The organism is Zoogloea sp. GDB6 (assembly GCF_056724105.1).
Map to the genome: position 1 here is coordinate 2,728,273 of NZ_CM161497.1, position 20,121 is coordinate 2,748,393.

A 20,121-nucleotide genomic window follows, 5' to 3' on the forward strand; every position below is an offset into this window, starting at 1 on the left:
GCACTCCTATTTGTCCTTCGGTGCGACGATGCGATCGGCCATCCAGACCAGACCCACCGCAGCCAGCAAGACACAACCAAGGATGAAAAAGCTGTCGTTGAAGGCCATCACGTAGGCTTCCCGCTGCACGATCCCGTTCAGGTTGGCGAGGGCCTGATGGCTCGCGTGCACCGGGTCGCCGCCGGCCTGAAGGTGCACTTTCGTGAAGGCGGCGAGGTATTCCCGCGTGGTGGTCGAAAACAGCGTGACCGAATCGACCAGCCGCTCCGAATGGAAATGCTCGCGCATCGTGATCGCCGTGGACAGGATGGCCGTGCCCACCGCGCCGCCGAGCACACGGCTCATGTTGTACAGGCTGGACGCGGACGACAAGTTGAGGGCTTCGACCCGGTGGATCGCGATGTTCGACAGTGTGATGATGATCAGCGGCTGGCCGAGGGCGCGGAACACCTGCGACGTGACGAGCTGGTCGTAGCCGGTGCTGGCCGTCATCGTCGAGTTCATGAAGCATGACACCGAGAACAGCACCAGGCCGACGGAGCAGATGATGCGGTTGTCGAACTTCTTGGCGAACACCGCAGCGAAGGGCGTGACCAGGATCTGCGGCAGGCCCATCCACATGATGACTTCGCCGATCTGCCGCGAGTTGTAGCCGGCGATCTGGGCGAGGAACAGCGGCAGCACGAAGGTCGAGCCGTACAGCCCCATGCCGACCACCGCGCCGACGGCCGACGACACCGTGAAGTTGCGCCGCCCGAACAGCCACACATTGACGAAGGGCTCCGTCCGCAGCAGCTGGGTGCCGATCCACACCGTGATGCCGCCGAAGGCCATGAAGGCCATGCTGCGGATGAAGTCGGAATCGAACCAGTCCTTGCGGTTGCCCTCTTCCAGGAAGACGATCAGTGCGCCGAGGCCGAGGATCATCCCGCCGATGCCCGCCCAGTCCAGCTTGCGCAGCAGGTCGAGGTGGTGCTTCTGAGGATCGAGGCCGATGGCGACGCCGGCGAACATCAGGATGCCCGGCGCCCAGTTGATGAAGAAGATCGACGGCCAGCCGTAGCTCTCGGTGAGGATGCCGCCGACTGTCGGCCCCAGCGTTGGGGCGAGTGTGCTGGCCAGCATCAGCCAGGCCAGCGCGATGGGGCGTTTGCCGGGCGGCAGCCGGGTGATGACGAGAGTCATCGCGGTGGGGATCAGCGCCCCGCCGAAGAAACCCTGCAGCGCCCGGAAGACGATCATCGATTCCAGGTTCCAGGCAAAGCCGCACAGGGTGGACAGCACCAGGAACAGGACCGTATTGACCAGGATGTAGGCACGCGCGCCGAAGACCCGCAGGAAGAAGCCTGTCAGCGGGATCACCACGACCTCGGCCGCCAGGTAGGTCGTGCTCATCCACGACCCCTCCTCCATCGACGCGGACAGGGAGCCGAGGATTTCCGGCAGCGACGCGTTGGTGATCTGCGTATCCAGCACCGCCATAAAGACGCCGAGGATCGCCGCGCCGATGGCGAGCCAGGTGCGGGCCGGAACCTCGGCCGCCCCGGCCGCCTGCGCAGTGCTCATCGGGCGCCCGCCTCGGGCTGCCCCTGGCGCAGGTCGATCTCGATCTGCGCGGACATTCCCGGCACCACCTTGTCCAGCAGCGCCTTCGGCGTCTCCGGCGCGAAGGTGACCTTGACCGGCACGCGCTGGACTATCTTGGTGAAGTTACCGGTCGCGTTGTCCGGCGGCAGCAGCGCGAACTTCGCGCCGGAAGCCGGTGCGAAGCTGTCCACGCGGCCTTCGATGTCCTGCCCCGGCAGGCTGTCGAGGACGACCTTCACCTTCTGGCCCGGCGCCAGGTCATGCAGCTGGGTCTCCTTGAAGTTGGCGTTGATCCACACGCCGTCCTGGATGATCACGAACAGACGCTGCCCGACCGCCACGTGGGCGCCCACTTCGACCGCCTTGTTGCCGATGCGGCCATCGACCGGCGCCTTGATGGTGGCGTAGCCGAGCTGCAGGCCGGCGTTGCGGACCTCCGCCTCCAGCGCCTTCTTGCGCGCCAGCAGCGCCTCGCGGCCGGACTGCAGCGCCCGCACGCCGGCCTTGGCCGCCTTGATCTCTTCCTTCTGGGCGGCCTCGTCGGCGTAGGCGCTGTCACGCGCCGCGACGGCAGCGTTCAGCTCGGTCTCGGTGACGGCCTTGATCTCCTTGTTGTTGAGGGCGATCTGGCGCTCGGCGTCACGCTTGAAGCGCGCGATCTGCGCCAGGTTGCGGGCCGACTGGGCGTCGAGCGCGCGGGCGTGGGCTTCGCCCTGCTCGATCTGCGCGTCGAGCTTCAGCAGCTCGCCCTCCACTTCCTGCAACTGCGCCTTGATCTTGTCCGAACGCACCGCAAAGTCGGCCGGGTCGAGCTCGGCCAGCACGTCGCCCGCCTTCACCAGCTGGTTGTCGGTAACCATCACCTTGGTGACCACGCCCTCGACCCGCGGGGCGATTGCGCTGATGTGCCCATCCACGTAGGCGTTGTTGGTCTCCTCGAAGTAGGTGCTGCGCCACCACATGCGACCGGCGGCGGCCAGCGCGGCGAGCAGCAGCACGAGGAGGATCAGCTTGACCTTCCTGGCCGACTTCGGGGTCGGGCCGGACGCGGGCGGAACGGCCGGAGCCGGGGTAGCCTCACTCACTCGCAGCCTCCTCTTGTAGGTCGCGTGCGCAAATGTGTTCCGCCACGTAGGCGGCATCCTCGCCGACTCCGCTCAGCAGGCCGGAGCGCTTGTTGTGCAGCCACGGCAGGCCGATGAAATACAGGCCTTCCTGGGCCGTGACGCCGCGCGTCTGCTGCGGATAGCCGTCCTCGTCGAAGACCGGGAAGCGCACCAGGCCGAAGTCGAAGCCATAGCCGGTGGCCCAGATCACCGTGGAGATGCCTTCCGCGGCGAGGTCGACGCGGTCCGGCTGGGATTGCGCAAAGCCCTCGTCGCCAGCGGGCAAGCCCTCCTCCGGCAGATCGAGCTGGCGCATTGCCACCAGTTGGTCGATCTGGCGCAGCAGGCCGGCCTCGAAGCGGTCGGCGACGGTCAGGTTGTCGTGCAGGTCGGACGCCAGGCGGATCTCCGTCCCGTCCATGTCCTGCAGGGAGCCGAGCAGGCGGATGCCGGCCTTGGCGAAGTGGTGCAGGTTCATGCTGCCGTCGGGCCGGCCGGCCATGATCGGGTTGGGTGCGAACTTCAGCTTCGGCGAGCTGAGGGTGTCGACGGTCTGGTCGGCCAGGCCGGACAGCTTCATCCACTCGAAGATATCCTTGCCCCGGTAGCGCCGCGGCGCCCGGGTGTGCGGCCCGACGCACAGGAAGACCTTGCGGCCGGCGCGGTTGAGCTCGTCGGCGATCTGGCAACCCGACTGGGAGCTGCCGACCACCAGCACACCGCCCGGCGCCAGAGCGTCCGGATTGCGGTAGGCGCCGGAGTGCATCTGCACGACCGACGACGCCAGCTTGGCGGCCATCCCGTGGCGGCGCGGAAACTGGAACAGGCCCGTGGCCATCACCACGTTGCGCGCGGTGTAGCTGCGGCCCTCGGCGGTTTTCACGCGGAAGCCGAGCGGATCGGCCTCGACCGCCGTCACCTCGGTGTTGCAGCGCAGCGGCAGCTGGAAACGCTCCACGTAGTCCTTGAAGGTGCTGACGATGTCGACACGGGGCATGAAGCCTTCCGGCGCTTCACCCGCATAGGGCGCGCCGGGCAGGCGGAAGTCCCAATTGGGCGTCACCAGCGTGAAGGAATCCCAGCGGTCGTCACGCCACACCGGCGCGGGGATGTCGCCCCGTTCGAGCACCAGGTGCGCACACTGCTGGAGGGAAAGGTGGTAGCTCGTCGCCAGCCCGGCTTGTCCGCCGCCGATGACGAGGGTATCGAAGTGTTCGCTCATTGAAGGGTCGATTCCATTTGAGAGTTGTCCGAGTCGGAGACCCGTTTGCCGGCGGGCAGCGGGTCGCCGCCCTCCGGCAGTGCGCAGCGGGCATCGTCGGCAAGGCCGAGGGACTGCACCACGATCCGTTCCAGGGAGGCGCGGCTGACCACCGAGAAGTGGTCGCCTTCCCAGTCGATCACCTGCAGGTTGGCCATTTCCGGCACCGCAAAAGGCGCCAGCAGCGGGAAGTCCATGCTGCGGCTGGCCCGGTACAACCGCACCGGCGTCGCGGTCACCCGCGCCTGGTGATTGATCAGCGCGTTGTAGTTGGCCTGGTACTCGGCGAGCAGCGTGCGGAACTCGTCTTCGGAGACGGCTGCCCCACCGATGCGCTGCAGGGTATGGACGACGAAGGCCGGCCGGTCTGCTTCGGACAGCTCTGCCAGCGCATCGAAGTCGCGCGGCAGTTCGCCGCCGATCAGGTCGCGCAGGAAGTTGCGCATCAGCACTTCGCCTTCGAGGCGCTGCTCGCCGCCCTGGCGCGCGCCCATCCAGCTGTCGATCATCGTCACGCTGGCCGGCGCCTGTCCGCTCATCTCCAGCTGGCGGGCCATCTCCTGGGCAATCACGCCACCCATTGACCAGCCGAGCAGGTGGATGCGCCGGCCCTTGGTCCACGCCGCCAGGGCATCCACGTAACCCGCGGCCAGGCCCGGCAGCTCCCGCTTACTGCCGTCGCCCGGCGATTGCAGCCCGAGCACCGCCATTCCCGGCGGCAGCATTTCGAGGAGTTCCCGGTAACACAGGATGTTGCCGCCCACCGGATGCACGACGGCCAGGATGCCCTGCTCCCCTTCGCGCAGCACGGCCAGCGCACTGCGCTGCTCGCTGCGGGTCGCGTCCTTGTCCAGCATGAGGGCCTGCGCGGCGATGGTGCCGTGGCGCAGCAGGGACACCAGCGGCAGGCTGCGACCGAACTCGGCGGTGATCGCGTTGATCAGACGGACAGCCAGCAGCGAGGTGCCCCCCAGATCGAAGAACTCTTCTTCGGCCCCGATGGATTCGACGCCCAGGAGCTGACACCAAAGCGTCGCCAGACGCTGCTCCGTGGCGCTCTCCGGCATGCGCCGTGGGCCGGCTTCGTGGTTTAGCGATTCAGCCAATGCCGTGAGAGCCTTACGGTCGACCTTGCCGTTGGGCGTCACCGGCAGCGCATCCAGCCCCATGAACTGGGATGGCACCATGTATGGAGACAGGCTGGCAGCCAGGTGGCCGCGGATCTCGTCGACGACCGGCAGGCGCGGGCCGGCAGGCTGGTAGAAGGCCACCAGGCGGCTGTCGCCGCCCTTGCGCACGACCACCGTCGCCGCGGCGCGAATGCCCGGACAACGCACCAGCGTCGCGTCGATCTCCTCCAGCTCGATGCGGAAGCCGCGGATCTTCACCTGGCCGTCCAGGCGGCCGAGGAATTCCAGACAGCCGTCCTCGTGGTAACGGCCCACGTCGCCGGTGCGGTACAGGCGCTCGCCGGTCTGCGGATGATTGATGAAGCTCTCGGCGGTACGCAGCGGGTCGTCGTAATACTCCCGCGCCAGGCCGATACCGCCGATGTACAGGTCACCCGGCACCCAGTCCGGCGCCGGCTGCAGGTCGCGGTTCAGCACGTGGAAGCTCTGGTTGGCCAACGGCCAGCCGTAGGGAATGCTCTTCCAGTTGGCCGGCACGCCATCCACCGGGAAATAGTTGGACCAGATCGACGCCTCGGTCGCCCCGCCCAGACTGATCAGCGTGGCGCCCGGCACGGTGTGCTTGAGGCGCTCCGGCAACGTCACCGGGATCCAGTCGCCACTCAGCATCACCAGGCGCAGCGACTGCAGCTCGCTGGTGGCCAACGGCCCGAGGAACTCGATCAGCATCTCCAGGGACGCCGGCACGGTGTTCCAGACGGTTACGCCATGATTACGCACGACGGCCGCCCATTCGTCCGGCGCGGGCGTCTCGCTGTGGGGCGGCAGCACCAGCGCCGCACCGACGCCGAGACCGCCGAAGATGTCGAACACCGAAAGGTCGAAGTTGAAGCTGGACAGGCCGATCAGGCGGTCTTCGCAATCGAGGCCGAAGCGTGCAATGACGTCCTGGATGGTGTTGACGGCGCCCCGGTGGTCGATGGCGACGCCCTTCGGCTGTCCAGTCGAGCCGGACGTGAAGATCACGTAGGCCAGGTCCTGTTCGCGCTGCACGGGCTCGATGGCGACAGCCTCCGGCACTGCGTCCGGCAGCACCTCGTCGAGCAGCATGGCAGTGACGCCCGCCGGCACGCTGAGGCCGTCCGCCAGATCGCGCTCGACCAGCACGACCTTCACGCCCGGACGGGCGATCAGCCATTCCTTGCGCGCCACCGGCTGGTCGGCGGTGATCGGCAGATAGGCGCCACCGGACTGCACCACCGCCATCGTCGCCGCCACCTGACGCCAGCTGCGCCGCGACACGATCGCCACCAGGTCGTTGGGGCCGACACCGGCGCCACGCAGCCGCGCCGCCAGATTGGTGGTCCAGCGCCACAGGTCCTGGTAGGCGACGGTCCGGTCGGCGGCGATGATCGCCGGCCGGTCGCCGTGGCGCGTACAGGCCTCGGCGAAGAAATCCTGCAGGCACCCGGTCGGCAGCGCCTTGTCGGTACGGTTGGCTGTCTCGCGAGCCTTCAGCGCCGCCGCCGGCAACTGCGGCAGCAGCATCGCCTCCTCCGGCACCTCCGCCGCCATGATGGCCTCGACGTGGCGCTGGAAGGTCTCGAACATCTCCTCGACGACGCCCGGCAGGAACAGGCCCTCGACGTAGTCCCAGTTCATCACCAGCTCGTCGCCGTACATGTAGACCTGGCAGTCGAGCCACACCTGCGGCGTGTGCAGCCCGCCGCCACAGCTCGCCCAGCCCGCCGCGCTCGGCAGCAGGATATCCTCGGGCATGTCGAGCCCCAGCGAGCTGGCGAACACCACCGGCATCACCGGCAGCCCCGCCCCGACGCGGCCCATGGCCTGGATCACGTCAACTCCGGCCACCCGCGCATGGCGGATATCCCGCGCCAGCTGCATCTGCAGCGCCTTGGCCCGCTCCAGGAAACTGCCGCGGGTGTCCGCCGCCTCCAGCAGCAGCGTGCTGCCGAAGTTGCCGTAGGCGCGCTGGTAGCGTGGATCGTTCGACGGCCGGTGGCTCATCAACATGTTGATGGCGAAGGACGGATTGCGCGACCACAGGCGCAGGACGTCTGCGTAGGCGGTGCAGAACACGGCGCTCAGACTGACGCCCAGCCGGCGTGCCTGCGCGTTGATGTGCGCGACGCGCTCGGGCGGGAGCAGGAAACGCACGCGCTTGAAGCTCGACCGCTCGGGCATGCGCTCGTGTTCCACCACCGGCAGTTCGGGCGCATGGCGCAGGGACTCGACGCGGTCCTGCCAGTACTTGAAGGAGCGCTCGAAGGCCGCGCTTTCCTTCACGTTGCGGCGCTTGTCGATGAACTCCGGGAACGGCGCGCGCGGGTGCGTCGGCAACCCCATCCCGTTGTACACCCGGGCCAGGGCGTCGAAGAAGAGGCGGACCGAATAAGCGTCGAAGGAAATCAGGCGGAACGCGAAATTGAGGTAATAGCCTTCCGCCACGCGGTCGAGAAAGGCCGTCAGCTGGACGTGCTTGCCGAGCAATTCCAGCTTTTCTTCCATCTGCCGCTTGTTGAATTCCTGCAGCTCAAGCGCACTGACGGGCGGGCGATCCCGCCAATCGGTCACCGACAGGGAAATGGCGCCGGCCGGCGGCTCCACCATGCGCTGGCTGGCGTCCGGCAGGAACTCGATGGACAGCTCCGGCGTGGCCTGCAGCACTGTGCCAAGGGCGGCCTCGAGCCGCGGGATATCGAGTTCCGCACTGAAGTAGCAGAGATACAGGAAAGGCACGGTATGAAACCTGTACACCTCCTGCTCCCCCACCCAATAGGCGTGCTGTAATTCGGTGAGGGGATAGGGTTCGGATGCGGTTTCCCCACCATCCTGCTGATCATCCTGTGCGCCGAGCATTTTCAATTCCTCTTCCAGGGTTCAAATACGAATTTATTTATGCATTTTGCATTTATTCGGCAAATGCAGCAGTTTTCGAGTACTCAGTATTCAGGTGCAGAAAGCCACAGCCGGCACGCACATGACTTCACCCGAACAAGCCTCCGGTGGCACGGGCCCGATCGGTCCCTGTACGACATTCCAGCCCGTAACGATGCTTGCCCACGGCAAAATGGATCGCACGCCTTGCCAATTGGCAGCCATATACGGCGCCATCCATCAGCAGACATCGAGCACTGAAAAGAGGAAGTTAAGACTATTATGAAATGCTAATTCTTTCGCAGCCCGGTATACATCCGAATGCTGCGGAAGCCGGCCTTCGGCAATTTCTAGCCTGAATACGCTTTCTCCTACCGCGTATCAAAAGTGACAAATTGCACGCACCAATGTGGCGCATGCAACATGCAAATCGCACCTATTCAGGTTTTATCGATAAACATTTCAAAATAATGACGTTGTTCCTGCCCGAATCTGCCTGATAAAATGTTCGGGCGCGATTTTGTCAGAATTTCTTTACAACGGATATCGTTTTTTTCATATCACCTTTCGTAATCCTGACATCAGAGCCCAATTCGGTCCCAATAAATTCCAGGAAAGATGCTGCAGCACAGCATCAATTCACCCGCAAACGCATCGTGATTCACCGCAAAAAAGAAAACCTCCGGCGGCACCGGAGATTTTCTTTTTCTTGCAGATGTGCGCCACGCCCAGGATGGGGCGTGGCATATGCGCAGCGGAGCTGCTTCGTCTCGCTAAGTCTTGGGCATCCCCAGCCCTCGCTCGGCGATGATGTTGAGCTGGATCTCGTTGGTCCCGGCGTAGATCGTGTCGGCGCGGGAGAAGAAGAACACCTGCTGCAGCCGGCGCCACGGGTCTTCGCTGGCCGGCACATCCCCCGCGGTTCCCATCACGTCCATCGCCAGCTGGCCCAGATCCCGGTGCCAGTTCGACCAGGCGTACTTGTAGACCAGCGCTTCCGGTCCGGTGGCGTTCTCGCCGCGCGCGAAGATGCACGTGACCGACTCGGCCGGCCACCTGCTGCCCGACACCGTCAAAGCCCGCCTCAGCGCGGTGCGTGAAGCGCTGAAGCCGGAGACCGAGCTGGGTTTCCACGGCCACCACAACCTGGCGATGGGCGTGGCCAACAGCATCGCCGCCATCGAAGTGGGCGCCACGCGCATCGACGCGGCCGCCGCCGGCCTGGGTGCCGGGGCTGGCAACACGCCGATGGAAGTGCTGATCGCCGTGTGCAGCCTGATGGGCATCGAGACCGGCGTGGATGTTGCGAAGATCACCGACGTGGCCGAAGACCTGGTGGTGCCGATCATGGACTTCCCGATCCGCATCGACCGCGACGCGCTGACCCTCGGCTACGCCGGCGTGTATGGCTCCTTCCTGCTGTTCGCCAAGCGCGCCTCCAAGAAGTACGGCGTGCCGGCCCGCGACATCCTGGTCGAACTGGGCCGTCGTGGCATGGTCGGCGGGCAGGAGGACATGATCGAAGACACGGCCATCACGATGGCGCGCGAACGGGGGCTTGCAGCATGAAGCTCGATCAAGCTACGGGCTTCGGCCTGCTTCGGCACTGAACCGACGTCAGCCATCCCCAGACGCAAGGGCTAGGACGTGTTCACATTAGCCAGATATGCATACGCCAGTTACAGGAATGCGTTAAAGCGTGTGTTCAGCACTTCTTTGACACAGCGCTCCGCGCAACGCATTGCCGCAGCCCTGCTCCCACGACCTGCAGTAACTCGGCATCCGACCAGGGCTTGGCAAGAAAACGGAAGATATCCCCACGCAGGACAGCGTCGCGGGCCGCGTCCTCGTCCTCGGCGGCGGAAAGGGCAATGCACACGACCTCCGGGTAGTCTTGCCTGACTTGGTATAGCAGGTCTGCCCCGCCTGTCCCCGGCGTGCGCTGATCGGCGATCAGTACGCCAATCTGATGTTCCGCGAGCAGCGCCAACGCAGCCTCCCCGTTGGCCGCAGTCAGCGTGCGACGGCTTTCCCGGCGCAGAGCGCGCCTGAGGGCCGACCGGACGCTGGGCTCCCGGTTTACGATCAGCAACGCACCTGGGGCCTCTGGCTGAGCAATAGGATGTGCGTCCTTGTGGCTGTTCATGAAGCCGGGCACGGCATCGGCGGCCAGGGGACGACTGAACCAGTAGCCTTGGGCGGCATCGCAACGCAGCGCACGCAGTCGGTCGGCGTGGGCAGTGGTTTCAACGCCTTCGGCCACGACCTCGAGGCCCAGCCCATGGCCGAGGGCGATGATGGATTTGACGATGGAAGCGTTGCCGCTGTTGGTAGTCATATCCCGCACGAAGGACATGTCGATCTTGAGCTTATGGACCTGCAGCCGCTGCAGACGTGCGAGGGACGAATAGCCGGTACCAAAGTCGTCGATTGAGAGGTGCACGCCAAGCGCCTTGATCTCGGCGAGGGAGCGGAAAGCCTCGTCTTCATTGGCCATCACGAAGCTCTCGGTGATTTCCAGTTCCAACTGCTGCGGGGCGATACCGCTGCGCTGCAAAGCACCCTTGACGGAGTCCACGAGGCGTCCGCGGCTCAGCTGCACCGCAGAAACGTTAACTGCCGTGCGGCGCGGCGCGTGTCCTGCGTCGCACCAGGCACGAATCTGCCGGCAGGCTTCGTCCAACACCCAGTCACCGAGGCGGACGATGAGGCCGTTTTCTTCGGCGAGGGGAATGAATTCGGCGGGCGAGATGATGCCGCGCTCGGGATGGATCCAGCGCACCAAGGCTTCGAGGCCGATGAGGCGATTGTCGGCGAGGTCGATCTGCGGCTGGTAGTGCAGGCGGAATTCACCCCTGTCGAGGGCACGGCGCAGTTCGGCTTCCAGCGTCAGGCGCCGGCGGGCACGGTTGGTCATCTCAGGGGAGAAGAAGCGCAGGCTTCCCCTGCCCTGAGCCTTGGCCTGGTGCAGCGCGGCGTCGGCGTTGCTCTGCAGGGCTTCGGCGGTGGTGCCGTCACTGGGATAAAGGGCGATACCGAGGCTGGCGCCCACATATACGCTGTCACCGTTCAGCTGGAACGGCCTGGCCAGGGCATCGATCACGCGCTGGGCCGTGAGGTCCACCGGCGAATGGCAGATGGCCATGTCCATCACCACGTTGAATTCGTCGCTACCGATGCGGGCGATAGCATCGTTGTCGGGAAAGAGTGTCCGCAGGCGGTTGGCAACTTCCAGCAGCACCTGATCGCCGACGCCATGGCCGAGGCTTTCATTGATGCTTGCGAAGTTGTCCAGATCGATGAAGAGCAGCGCGAAGGGCGTAGCGCTCCGCTCCGCTGACAAAATGGCGTGAGCCAGTTGTTCGGCAAACAGCATCCGGTTGGGCAAGCCCGTGAGCGCGTCTCGATGGGCCAGGTGACGGTAGCGTTCCTCGCTGAGCTGCAGCATGGCCGTGCGCTGGCTGACCACGTCTTCAAGCACGTGCCGCAGTCGCGCCAGCTCGAGATGGGTACGGACGCGTGCGCGCACCTCGTCGATATCGAAGGGCTTGGTGATGTAGTCTGCGGCGCCCAGTTCAAAGCCCCTCACCTTGTCACGGATTTCGTCAACGACCGTCACGAAGATGACCGGAATACGGCTACCAACCGCGCTCGCCTTGATGCGGCGGCACACCTCGTAGCCGTCCATGCTAGGCATGACCACATCAAGCAGGACCAGGTCGGGGGGCGATGTGCCTTGCATGATTTCGAGCGCCTGGCTGCCGTTACAGGCCACGAGGATGCGGTATTCGTCCTTCAACGCTTCGAGCAGCTCGTGGATGTGCTCGGGCACATCGTCCACGATCAGAATCGCCTTCTGGCGGTCGCCGCCGTCGTGGGGCACGATGCTCACCAGTGGCTGCGGGATGCGGTAGCGCTTCAATTCGAGCTGGCTGCGGATGCGCGCCTTGAGGAGGGCCGGGCTGACCGGCTTGGTGACGAAATCGGCGGCGCCCATTGCCAGCCCGCGGGTTTCGTCCTCCGGATCCGATAGGGCCGACACGAAGATCACCGGGATTCCCATGGTGGCAGGGTCGGCTTTCAGCCGGGCGAGTGCTTCATAGCCGTCGATGCCGGGCATCCGGACATCGAGCAGGATCAGGTCGGGCTGCGGATGGCGATGGGCCAGCGCGAGGGCCTTTTCTCCGCCGGTCGCGGCGGAAATGGCGTACTCGTCGCGCAGGATACCGACCAATATATGCAGGTTCTCGTGGACATCATCCACGATCAGCACGCGCGGGCGCTCTTCCACGGGTCTACTATTGCTTGTCTGCTGAGTCATTTTTCGGTATCCGCTCGTCGGCCTTCAGCTCACCCAGTCGGTGCCGCGCCGCATCGAGATCGAAAATATCGAGCTCGGCCGCCAGTACATCGATATCGGCCGCCAGCGGCGTATCTGCAACCCCGGCTCGCAGTTCGCCGAGCAAACCTTCCACGGCCCCTAGATCGTACTCCAGCGCATCTCCCAAGCGCTTCAGCAATTCCTGCAGCGCGTCAGGCGCCAGCCGCTGCGCTTTTCCTTGGGCCAGTCGGCTGTTGGCAGACATCAGCGCATCAATTTCGCCGATGGCCTCGACGAACTGCACTTCTGCCCGGAGCAGCACGACTTCGTCGGGCAGGACATCATTCCTGAGGGCTTCATCGACGAGCATGAGCTGAGCATACAGCGGGCCGGCGCCAAGATTGCCGGTCACGCCCCGCAATGCATGGCAATAGGCCTCCGCCGCCGCTGTGCCCCGTTCTCGGAGCAGACGGCGCAACTCGCTGATCGCGTTGCTGTAGTGCTCCCGAAAGCGCTTCAATTGCCGCCGGTAGGCTTCGGGCCGTCCGCCGATACGGCGGATCCCCCTTTCGGCATCGAAACAAGTGAGCGCCTGCAGGTCCGACGGACAAGCATCGGTCGCCATCGACCCCGCCTCCGTGGCCCGGAGGGCATTACGCTGCGCCAGCTTCGGGGACACGCAGGCGAGCAGGACCTCGAACAGCCTCTGCGGGTCAATGGGCTTGGCGATATGATCGTTCATGCCAGCAGCCAGGCAACGTGCTGCATCCTGCTCCATGGCCAGTGCCGTCATCGCGATGATGGGCACCTCGGCTAAACGCTGGCGCGCGGGGCTGGAGGCGAGCGCACGGATCCGCGTGGCCGCTTCGAGTCCGTCCATGACCGGCATCTGAATGTCCATCAGCACAGCATCGTAGTCGTGCTCGCCGACCTTGAACACGGCCTCCTGACCATTGTGCGCCTCATCCACCTCGATCCCTTCGCTGCGCAGCAGCTCCGACGCGAAGTCCCGATTCATGTCGTTGTCTTCCACCAGCAACACCCGTGCGCCAGCCAGACGGGCCGTTCCGCCATGTCCGCCGCCGGCCTCCGTCGGCAAGCCGTCCGATGCCGGGGGCAGGAGGCGGACTCGCCCCAGGACCGAGAGTAACGTATCGAGCAGCATGGACGGGGAAACCGGCTTGACCAGGAAACCCTCGACCCCGGCCCGCTCGGCCAGACGCATGACGTCGTCGCGGCCGTAGGAAGTGACCATGACTACCTTCGGACGCTGGGCAATGGACGGATCGCTGCCAATCAACCGGGCGACCTCGTCGCCGTGCACGCCCGGCAGGTGCCAGTCCATGAGGACCAGATCGTAAGGCGTAGCACCAGGGTTGCGCAGCGCGGCTAGCGCCTCGATCCCCGTGCCGACCGCTGTGGCTTCCACATGGAGGAAGTGCAGCATTTCGCCGAGGATCTCCCGGGCGGCGTGGTTGTCTTCGACCAGTAGCACACGCACGCCCTTCAGCAGTGGTCCGGCCCGTTCGGCCAGCCCCCGCGCAGCGGCTCCGGCTTGCGGCGCGACCCGCAGATGCACCGTGAAGCAGATCGAGGTGCCCTTGCCCGGGCGGGACTCCTCGACCCAGATTCGCCCGTCCATCAATTCAACCAGACGCCGGCTGATGGCCAGGCCCAAGCCGGTCCCGCCGAAACGGCGCGTGGTGGATTGGTCGGCCTGGGAAAACTGCTCGAACATGCGCGCTTGCACCTCCTCCGACATGCCAATGCCGGAGTCGCGCACGCACACCTGCAGGCTGAGCGCATCGTTGCGGATACTGAGCGCGTGAAGGGCCAGCTCCACTTCGCCCTGCTCCGTGAATTTCACCGCATTACCACACAGGTTGAGAAGGATCTGCCCCAAGCGGAGGGGGTCTCCCAGCAGGCGGGCGGGAATCGCCGGGTCGTAGCGGATAAGGAATTCGATGCCCTTGCGGGCCGCCTCGTAGCCAATCGCATCGGTGACTTGCTCAAGTACGCCATCGAGGGCGAACTCGACCTCCTCCACCTCCAGCTTGCCGGCCTCGATCTTCGAGAAATCGAGAACATCGTTGATGATGCCGAGCAAGGAGCGGGCAGCCCCCTGCGCCTTGCCGAGCTTGCTGCGCAAGTCCGGCGTCAGCTCGGCCTGCTGTGCAAGGTAGAGCATGCCGAGGACGGCATTCATCGGCGTTCTGATCTCATGGCTCATGTTGGAAAGGAATTCCGACTTCGTGCGGGTCGCCGCTTCGGCGTCTTCCTTGGCTTTGGTCAGCTCAGCCGTGCGCGCGTCAACCATCGTCTCGAGGTTACGGTTGAGGGCGTCGAGTTCGCGCAGGGAATCGAAGAGCCGCCGGCGACTGTCGTTGAAGGCGCTCACCAACTCACCCAGCTCGTCCCGGTAGGGATAGTCGATGTTGTCCACGGGTGCGTCGTCCGGACGAAAGCGCCAGCTTTTCACTGCCTTGGCAACGCGGGTGACCGCCTGCGACAGGCGAAAGCGGACTGTCCATTGAAAGATCAACCACAAACCGAGAGTGAACAGCACGGAGTCGAGCAGCACGACGCCGAATCCATACGCCACCCGGTCCAGAACCACATCCCGATTCGAATACAAGGTGAGCTGCCCGATCCTGCGTGGCGCCACACCCTTGGTCTGATAAACCAGCGGCAGCGTTGCGCTCTTGTAGCGCTTCAGTATGGCCCGGCCCGCCGCGTCGCCCGGCCTCGGCACATCGCCGTCCTCGACCAGTTGCTGGTCTTCCACGGAGTCGACGCGGACGCCGGTGACGATGGCGTTCTGCCGCACGCCCTTGGCGATGGACGCAAGCTGTACAGCATCGAGTTCCCACACCGCGGTGGTTATGCCGGGTTCTACTGTTCGCGCCAGCGAGATCAGGTCATCGTCAACACTGCGGCTGATGTTCGCGTACTGGATCGCCAGTTGGGCCGCCGTCATCGTCAGTGCGATGATCAGATAGCCCGGCAACATGGTACGGAGCAGCCGTTTGGAAAGAGTCTGAGGTGTCGCCATTTTTCACCGCCCCGCCAGGGAGGCACCGTCATCCCGCCACCACCAGCGCGTGTCCGGCTCGTCAGCCGGACTGCGCAGGATCGGATTGGCGAGGCGGATCACATGGCGCCGTTCGTGGGCGAGCCTGGCGATCTCCGCAGCATGGTAGCTCTCGAACAGGGCCCGAAAGGAGCCATCGGCCAGAGCCAGTCGCAGGCCCCGTTCGATCCGCTCAGCCAGCGCCTGGTTATCGTTACGGACCCAGAAGTACACCGGAAAAGGAAAATACAGTGCTCGCGTATTCTCGACCGCAAGGCCGGGATATCTCGCCCGGCGCTCGCCCAGTTCCCTTGTGGCTTCGTTGAGCCCCCGCGTGAAGGCGTCGAAGCGCCCCGCTGCGAGCATGCCGAAGAGATTTTCGTAACGGCTCGAGGTAACGACCGTAAAACCGTTGGCCCGCAAGATGGGCAGATCGGCCCACTGGCTGTTGAGGCCGAAAATGAGTTGCGCACGCAATGCCCGGTCGTCCATGCCGGCGATGCGCGCCTGGTCCGCCGCACGAATGACAAGCAGCCGGTAACCGACAATGCCCCGCAGGATGTCGATCCGGATAGGCCGCATCTGAGCTTCCCGCTCGGCATTGGTACCAAGGGCGACAACGTCGATCGCGCCGGACTGCAGCAAGGCCACCCCCCTGTTCTGGGTCACCTCCTCCGGATATGGGGCGAGTCGGACCCGCGGCGTGCCTGCCGGAACCCCATGGGCCAACGCCAATTCAAGGAGCTTCCAGCGATATTCATAAATCGGACCCGCAGGAAAATAACGCAGCGGCACCTCCTCGGCCCGAACGCATGGCGAGCCGGTCAGCACTGCGGCCACAAGCAGCCACATGAGCAACCCGGCAAAGCGCGTGACGGTGGGCTCCGGCAACAGACGACTCAAGTCTTCATGTCCAATGATTGCGTGCTCTTCATTGCTCATTGAGGCGAACATTACCCACCCCGTCGCCAATCGTGAAGCCTCCGGGCGGGCACGGACCTCGACTCCGACGGGCAAGCGACAAGACGCCACCACCACCGCCCATGACGGAAACCCACACCTGCTAAGCGCCGTTCAGCAGCCTCGCGACCGCATCCACCGCCTCGCCGCGCTCCTCGTCCTTCATATGCACGTAGTAGCGGCTGGTGGTGCGCGGGTCCTTGTGTCTGAGCTGCTCGGCGGTCCTCGCCAAAGACACATGCCCCAGCGCGAAATGGCTGCCACGGGTATGGCGCAACCAATGGGACGCGGCGCTCCGGAGATCGATCTCCCAGTGAGGTTCAACCTGGGCGGCAAAGGGGGCGACAAAATTGAAGAAGCGGCGTAGCTCCGAGTTCAGATAGCCGGGAGTGACGCCCTCGCCCGTCTTGAGTTCGACCCGGCGGGCCCGTTTGGGGCTCAGCTTGGCGATCAGCGGGATGTCGTATTCGCTGCTGTCCGGATAGCTGCCGAGACCACGCGCCTGGCGGTAATGCTGCAAGGCCGCGACGGCATCCTCGTCCAGCGTCACCCGATCGGGGCCATCGGTGGCGCTGCGCCCCTTGCCTACGACCTTCCAGACCCAGCGCGTACCACTCTTGACGACCGCGCTCATCGTCGCCTCGGCCAGCTCGGCACGCCGGCTCGCGGCTGCGTAGCTGAACAGCAGGATGCAGCACAGGCGGGCGCGGCGCTCCATCGGCCACGGCTCAGGCGCATCAGCCCCCTGCTCTGGCTCGTCATCCGCGGACGGGATCTTCCAGGTGTTTTCCGGCGCGTCCAGAAAGGCGCGCAACCATCGCCACAGGTCGAAGGAAAAAGCCTTGTCGGCCGCCAGGTTGTCTTCCCGTATCGCATCCTGACGCAGCTTGCGCGCGTACTGCTGGGGCGACATGCCAAGGCGCGACAGCTCTTCGATGGAGATTTCCTCTCCGGTCAGCTTGCCGAGCTGCAAGAAGGGGTTGGTGGGCAGGTAACCGCCCTCATGAAGGAAACGGTACAGGCCGCGAACCGTGATGTCGGCCCGCCGGCGGCTGCCGATGGACAAGCCCAGCAGCTTGCCGGCCCCATCGGTCCGGAACGGCAGGTAGCCCGCCGGCCAGCCTTGCTCCGGCAGGTACGGCACCGCCAGCCATGCTCGGAAGGCTTCCAGATCGGCCACCGTCGCCTGCGCCAGGGAGGCGCCGCGCAGGCACGCCAGGAAAGTGGCAAAACGACGAAGCTCCTGAAGATAGGCCTTGCGGGTATTGGCGTTCTTGGCGCGGGTGTTGAGCCACACCAGCACGGCGTCCCTGTCGTTGGTGACGCCAAGCGAGTTTGCGATGTTCGGCGCCAGGAAGCTTACGCCCACGCGCAGACCAGCGTCTGGCACCACGAGATCGAAGCTTGCTTCACCGTCCTGCGGAGGTCTGATCTTGCTCATCATGGGTGCCTATCGATTCTTCTGACGTACTGCAGCTCGTCGGGGCCGATTACATGCATATAGTAACGATAATTACAGAACTCGACATTATTATTCTCGGCGTTAGTCATAAATTGCGCAATTGCGCAATTTATGAAACTATCGCAACATAACACTCGACAAGACTGGCAGACCTGCCCACAAGAAGAGGAAACGCGCCAATGGCCAGCGCAGTGAGCTACGAGATGGTTGAAGCGGTGTGCAATGACCTCGCCGCCGCCGGAGAGAACCCGACCTACCTGAAGGTCCACGAACAACTAGGCAAGGGCGCCACGCGCATCGTCTCGGCCCATATCCGCGAATGGCGGGAACGTCAGGTACAGGCCACAGCGTTGAACCGTCACCCGCTTTTTGGCAGCTGGCCGGAAAGCCTGCAGCTCAAGGCGAAGAGCCTGTTCGACGCCCTCCTCGCCCTGTCGGCGGAAGGCGCAGCCGCAGCCGAGCAGACGCTAAAGGCCGAGTTCGACAAGCAGGCCGGGGAACTCCGGCAGGCTACGGATCAGGCGCGCCGGGAAAGCGCCGAAGCCCAGGACAGGCTACGTGACGAACGCGCGGAAACCGCACGCCTGCAGACCGAACTCGACAGCCTGAAGGAAGCCGAGTTGGCCCGCGAAGCGATGATCGCGGACCTGCTGGCCCAGCGCGAGCAGCAGGTGGCGACGATCGCTGAGAATCAGCGACAACTGGAAAACCTGCGCGACGAACACCGGATGCAGGTCATGGAACTCGGCGTACAGGCCGCCGCAGAACGCAACCGCCTGATCGACGAGCTACGTATCGAACGGGAACGCGCCGCCGGCGAGCGGGAGCATCTGATGCGACAGACCGACCAGCTGCGCCAGGATCACGCCGCTGCGGTGCAGGAATGGCGGCAACGCGCAGCGGCGCTGGATAGCGCCCTTGTCGCCCAGCGGAAGAAGACGGACGAAGCGGAGGAGCGCGCAGCGGCACAGACCTCCCACGCCAGGGAGCTGACTGCGATCGTCAATGCACGGGACGGCGATATTTCAGCACTCAAGGCAGACCTTGCGACCATGAACCTCAGCCTGCAGGAGCAGGCCGCCATGAGCAGTGCGCAGGCGGCCCGCATCGAGATGCTTGAACAGCAAGTTACGCGTGAAGCCACGCGGGCAAGGGACGCCGAGATGCGCACGCAGGAACTCGTGACGCAACTGGCCTCGGCACCCCTCCCTGCCCCGGCCAAACCGGGAGGGGAGGAAATGCAATAACGCGATCGGCGATCAGAACTGCTCGTCGTCCAGCATCAGCACCGACTTTCCACCTTCGCGCACCGTACGCGACAACCCGGCCACCTGGGTCATCACGTGCTCGGCGTAGAAACGGGCGGTCGCGATCTTCGCGCGATAGAAACTCGCGTCGCCGCTACCTTCATCCAGCCGTCGACGCGCCGCCAAGGCCGCACGGGCCATCTGCCAGCCACCAGCGACGATGCCGACCAGCATCAGATACGGCACCGCGCCCGCCGCCACCTCCGCAACGTTCGCCGCGAATTTCTCGACGATGTAATCGACGCAGTCGTCCATCTCCGCTGCGCCTTCCACCAGCGCCTGGCGGATCACCGTGAAGTCGGCATCGGCCTGCTCCGCCAGCTGGCCGTCGAGGGCGAGCATCTCCGCGACCAATGCCTTGGCCGCGGCACCACCGTCACGTGCGGTCTTGCGGCCGATCAGGTCCAGCGCCTGGATGCCGGTGGTGCCCTCGTAGATGTTGATGATGCGGGCGTCGCGGAAATGCTGGGAGGCACCGGTTTCCTCGATGAAGCCCATGCCGCCATGCACCTGCACGCCGATCGAGGCCAGCTCGTTGGCCGTTTCGGTGAGCCAGCCCTTGACCACCGGGATCAGAAGGTCCGCGAAAGCCTGATGCTTGTTCCGCTCATCGGTAGCCGACGCCTGGTGGGCGTGATCCAGCGAAGAGGCCACCACGTAGGCCAGCGCCCGCATCGCCTCGATCTTGGCTTTCATCAGCATCAGCATGCGGCGCACGTCCGGATGCCGGATGATCGCCACCGATTCCGGCGAACGGGACGTCATGTCCTTGCCCTGCACCCGCTCGCGGGCATAAGCCAGCGCCTGCTGGTAGGCCCGCTCGCCGATGGCCAGCCCTTCCAGCCCAACGCCGAAGCGGGCCTCGTTCATCATCACGAACATGTATAGCAGGCGCTCGTCGAGTTTGGCGAGCAGTATCCCGGCACACCGGCCCACATCGACTGGCGGCCCCACGAGCTACTGCTCGGCCCCTCACTGGAGGGGTTGCCCTGCCAACGCTTCTACCTGAAGCGGCTGGG

At 64.9% G+C, this 20,121-nt stretch carries 11 protein-coding genes and 1 pseudogene; 2 read left to right on the top strand and 10 right to left on the bottom strand.

All coding sequences use genetic code 11. From position 1 onward, the window contains the following. Window positions 1-6 precede the first annotated feature (6 nt). From AC1PQG_RS12420 to AC1PQG_RS12440, 5 genes are all read right to left on the bottom strand, one after another. Window positions 7-1,566, bottom strand: a complete 1,560-nt coding sequence (locus AC1PQG_RS12420) for a DHA2 family efflux MFS transporter permease subunit (RefSeq protein WP_481122845.1) — start codon at window positions 1,564-1,566, stop codon at window positions 7-9. Further along, window positions 1,563-2,672, bottom strand: a complete 1,110-nt coding sequence (locus AC1PQG_RS12425; RefSeq protein ID WP_481122846.1) for an HlyD family secretion protein — start codon at window positions 2,670-2,672, stop codon at window positions 1,563-1,565. The genes AC1PQG_RS12420 and AC1PQG_RS12425 overlap by 4 nt, the downstream gene beginning before the upstream one ends. Next, window positions 2,665-3,915 (bottom strand): NAD(P)-binding domain-containing protein, encoded by a 1,251-nt coding sequence (locus tag AC1PQG_RS12430; RefSeq protein WP_481122847.1) that lies wholly within the window; start codon window positions 3,913-3,915, stop codon window positions 2,665-2,667. Before AC1PQG_RS12430 ends, AC1PQG_RS12425 begins: the two co-directional genes overlap by 8 nt. Next, entirely contained in the window at window positions 3,912-7,964 is a 4,053-nt protein-coding gene (locus AC1PQG_RS12435; RefSeq protein ID WP_481122848.1) for a non-ribosomal peptide synthetase, read from the bottom strand. The genes AC1PQG_RS12430 and AC1PQG_RS12435 overlap by 4 nt, the downstream gene beginning before the upstream one ends. Before the next feature lie 791 nt (window positions 7,965-8,755). Further along, window positions 8,756-9,052 carry an acyl-CoA dehydrogenase family protein gene (locus tag AC1PQG_RS12440; RefSeq protein ID WP_481122849.1) on the bottom strand — a complete coding sequence of 99 codons (297 nt, stop codon included), beginning with the start codon at window positions 9,050-9,052 and terminating at the stop codon, window positions 8,756-8,758. On the opposite strand from AC1PQG_RS12440, the pseudogene AC1PQG_RS12445 reads away from it, so the two are divergent. Continuing rightward, window positions 9,012-9,551, top strand: a pseudogene (locus tag AC1PQG_RS12445) (4-hydroxy-2-oxovalerate aldolase); the annotation flags it as partial. The gene AC1PQG_RS12440 and the pseudogene AC1PQG_RS12445 overlap by 41 nt on opposite strands. A 136-nt stretch (window positions 9,552-9,687) precedes the next feature. Here AC1PQG_RS12445 and AC1PQG_RS12450 read toward each other — a convergent pair. The 4 genes from AC1PQG_RS12450 to AC1PQG_RS12465 all read right to left on the bottom strand — a co-directional run bounded on the left by AC1PQG_RS12450 (window position 9,688) and on the right by AC1PQG_RS12465 (window position 17,774). Continuing rightward, a complete protein-coding gene (locus AC1PQG_RS12450; RefSeq protein ID WP_481122850.1) occupies window positions 9,688-12,303 on the bottom strand; it encodes an EAL domain-containing protein in 2,616 nt (871 codons plus the stop codon). Continuing rightward, on the bottom strand, window positions 12,281-15,355 hold the full coding sequence (locus tag AC1PQG_RS12455) for a hybrid sensor histidine kinase/response regulator (RefSeq protein ID WP_481122851.1): 3,075 nt from the start codon (window positions 15,353-15,355) through the stop codon (window positions 12,281-12,283). The genes AC1PQG_RS12450 and AC1PQG_RS12455 overlap by 23 nt, the downstream gene beginning before the upstream one ends. A 3-nt stretch (window positions 15,356-15,358) precedes the next feature. Then, window positions 15,359-16,327, bottom strand: a complete 969-nt coding sequence (locus AC1PQG_RS12460) for a substrate-binding periplasmic protein (protein WP_481122852.1) — start codon at window positions 16,325-16,327, stop codon at window positions 15,359-15,361. A gap of 109 nt (window positions 16,328-16,436) precedes the next feature. Beyond that, entirely contained in the window at window positions 16,437-17,774 is a 1,338-nt protein-coding gene (locus tag AC1PQG_RS12465; RefSeq protein ID WP_481122853.1) for a tyrosine-type recombinase/integrase, read from the bottom strand. A 200-nt stretch (window positions 17,775-17,974) separates the two neighbouring features. Between AC1PQG_RS12465 and AC1PQG_RS12470 the strand changes: the two genes are divergently transcribed. Next, complete coding sequence (locus tag AC1PQG_RS12470; protein WP_481122854.1) at window positions 17,975-19,042, top strand: DNA-binding protein; 1,068 nt, start codon at window positions 17,975-17,977, stop codon at window positions 19,040-19,042. Between the two features lie 12 nt (window positions 19,043-19,054). Here the strand turns inward: AC1PQG_RS12470 and AC1PQG_RS12475 are convergent, their stop codons facing one another. Beyond that, window positions 19,055-20,056: an acyl-CoA dehydrogenase family protein gene (locus tag AC1PQG_RS12475; protein WP_481122855.1), complete on the bottom strand. Its 1,002-nt coding sequence runs from the start codon at window positions 20,054-20,056 to the stop codon at window positions 19,055-19,057. Between the last annotated feature and the right edge of the window lie 65 nt (window positions 20,057-20,121).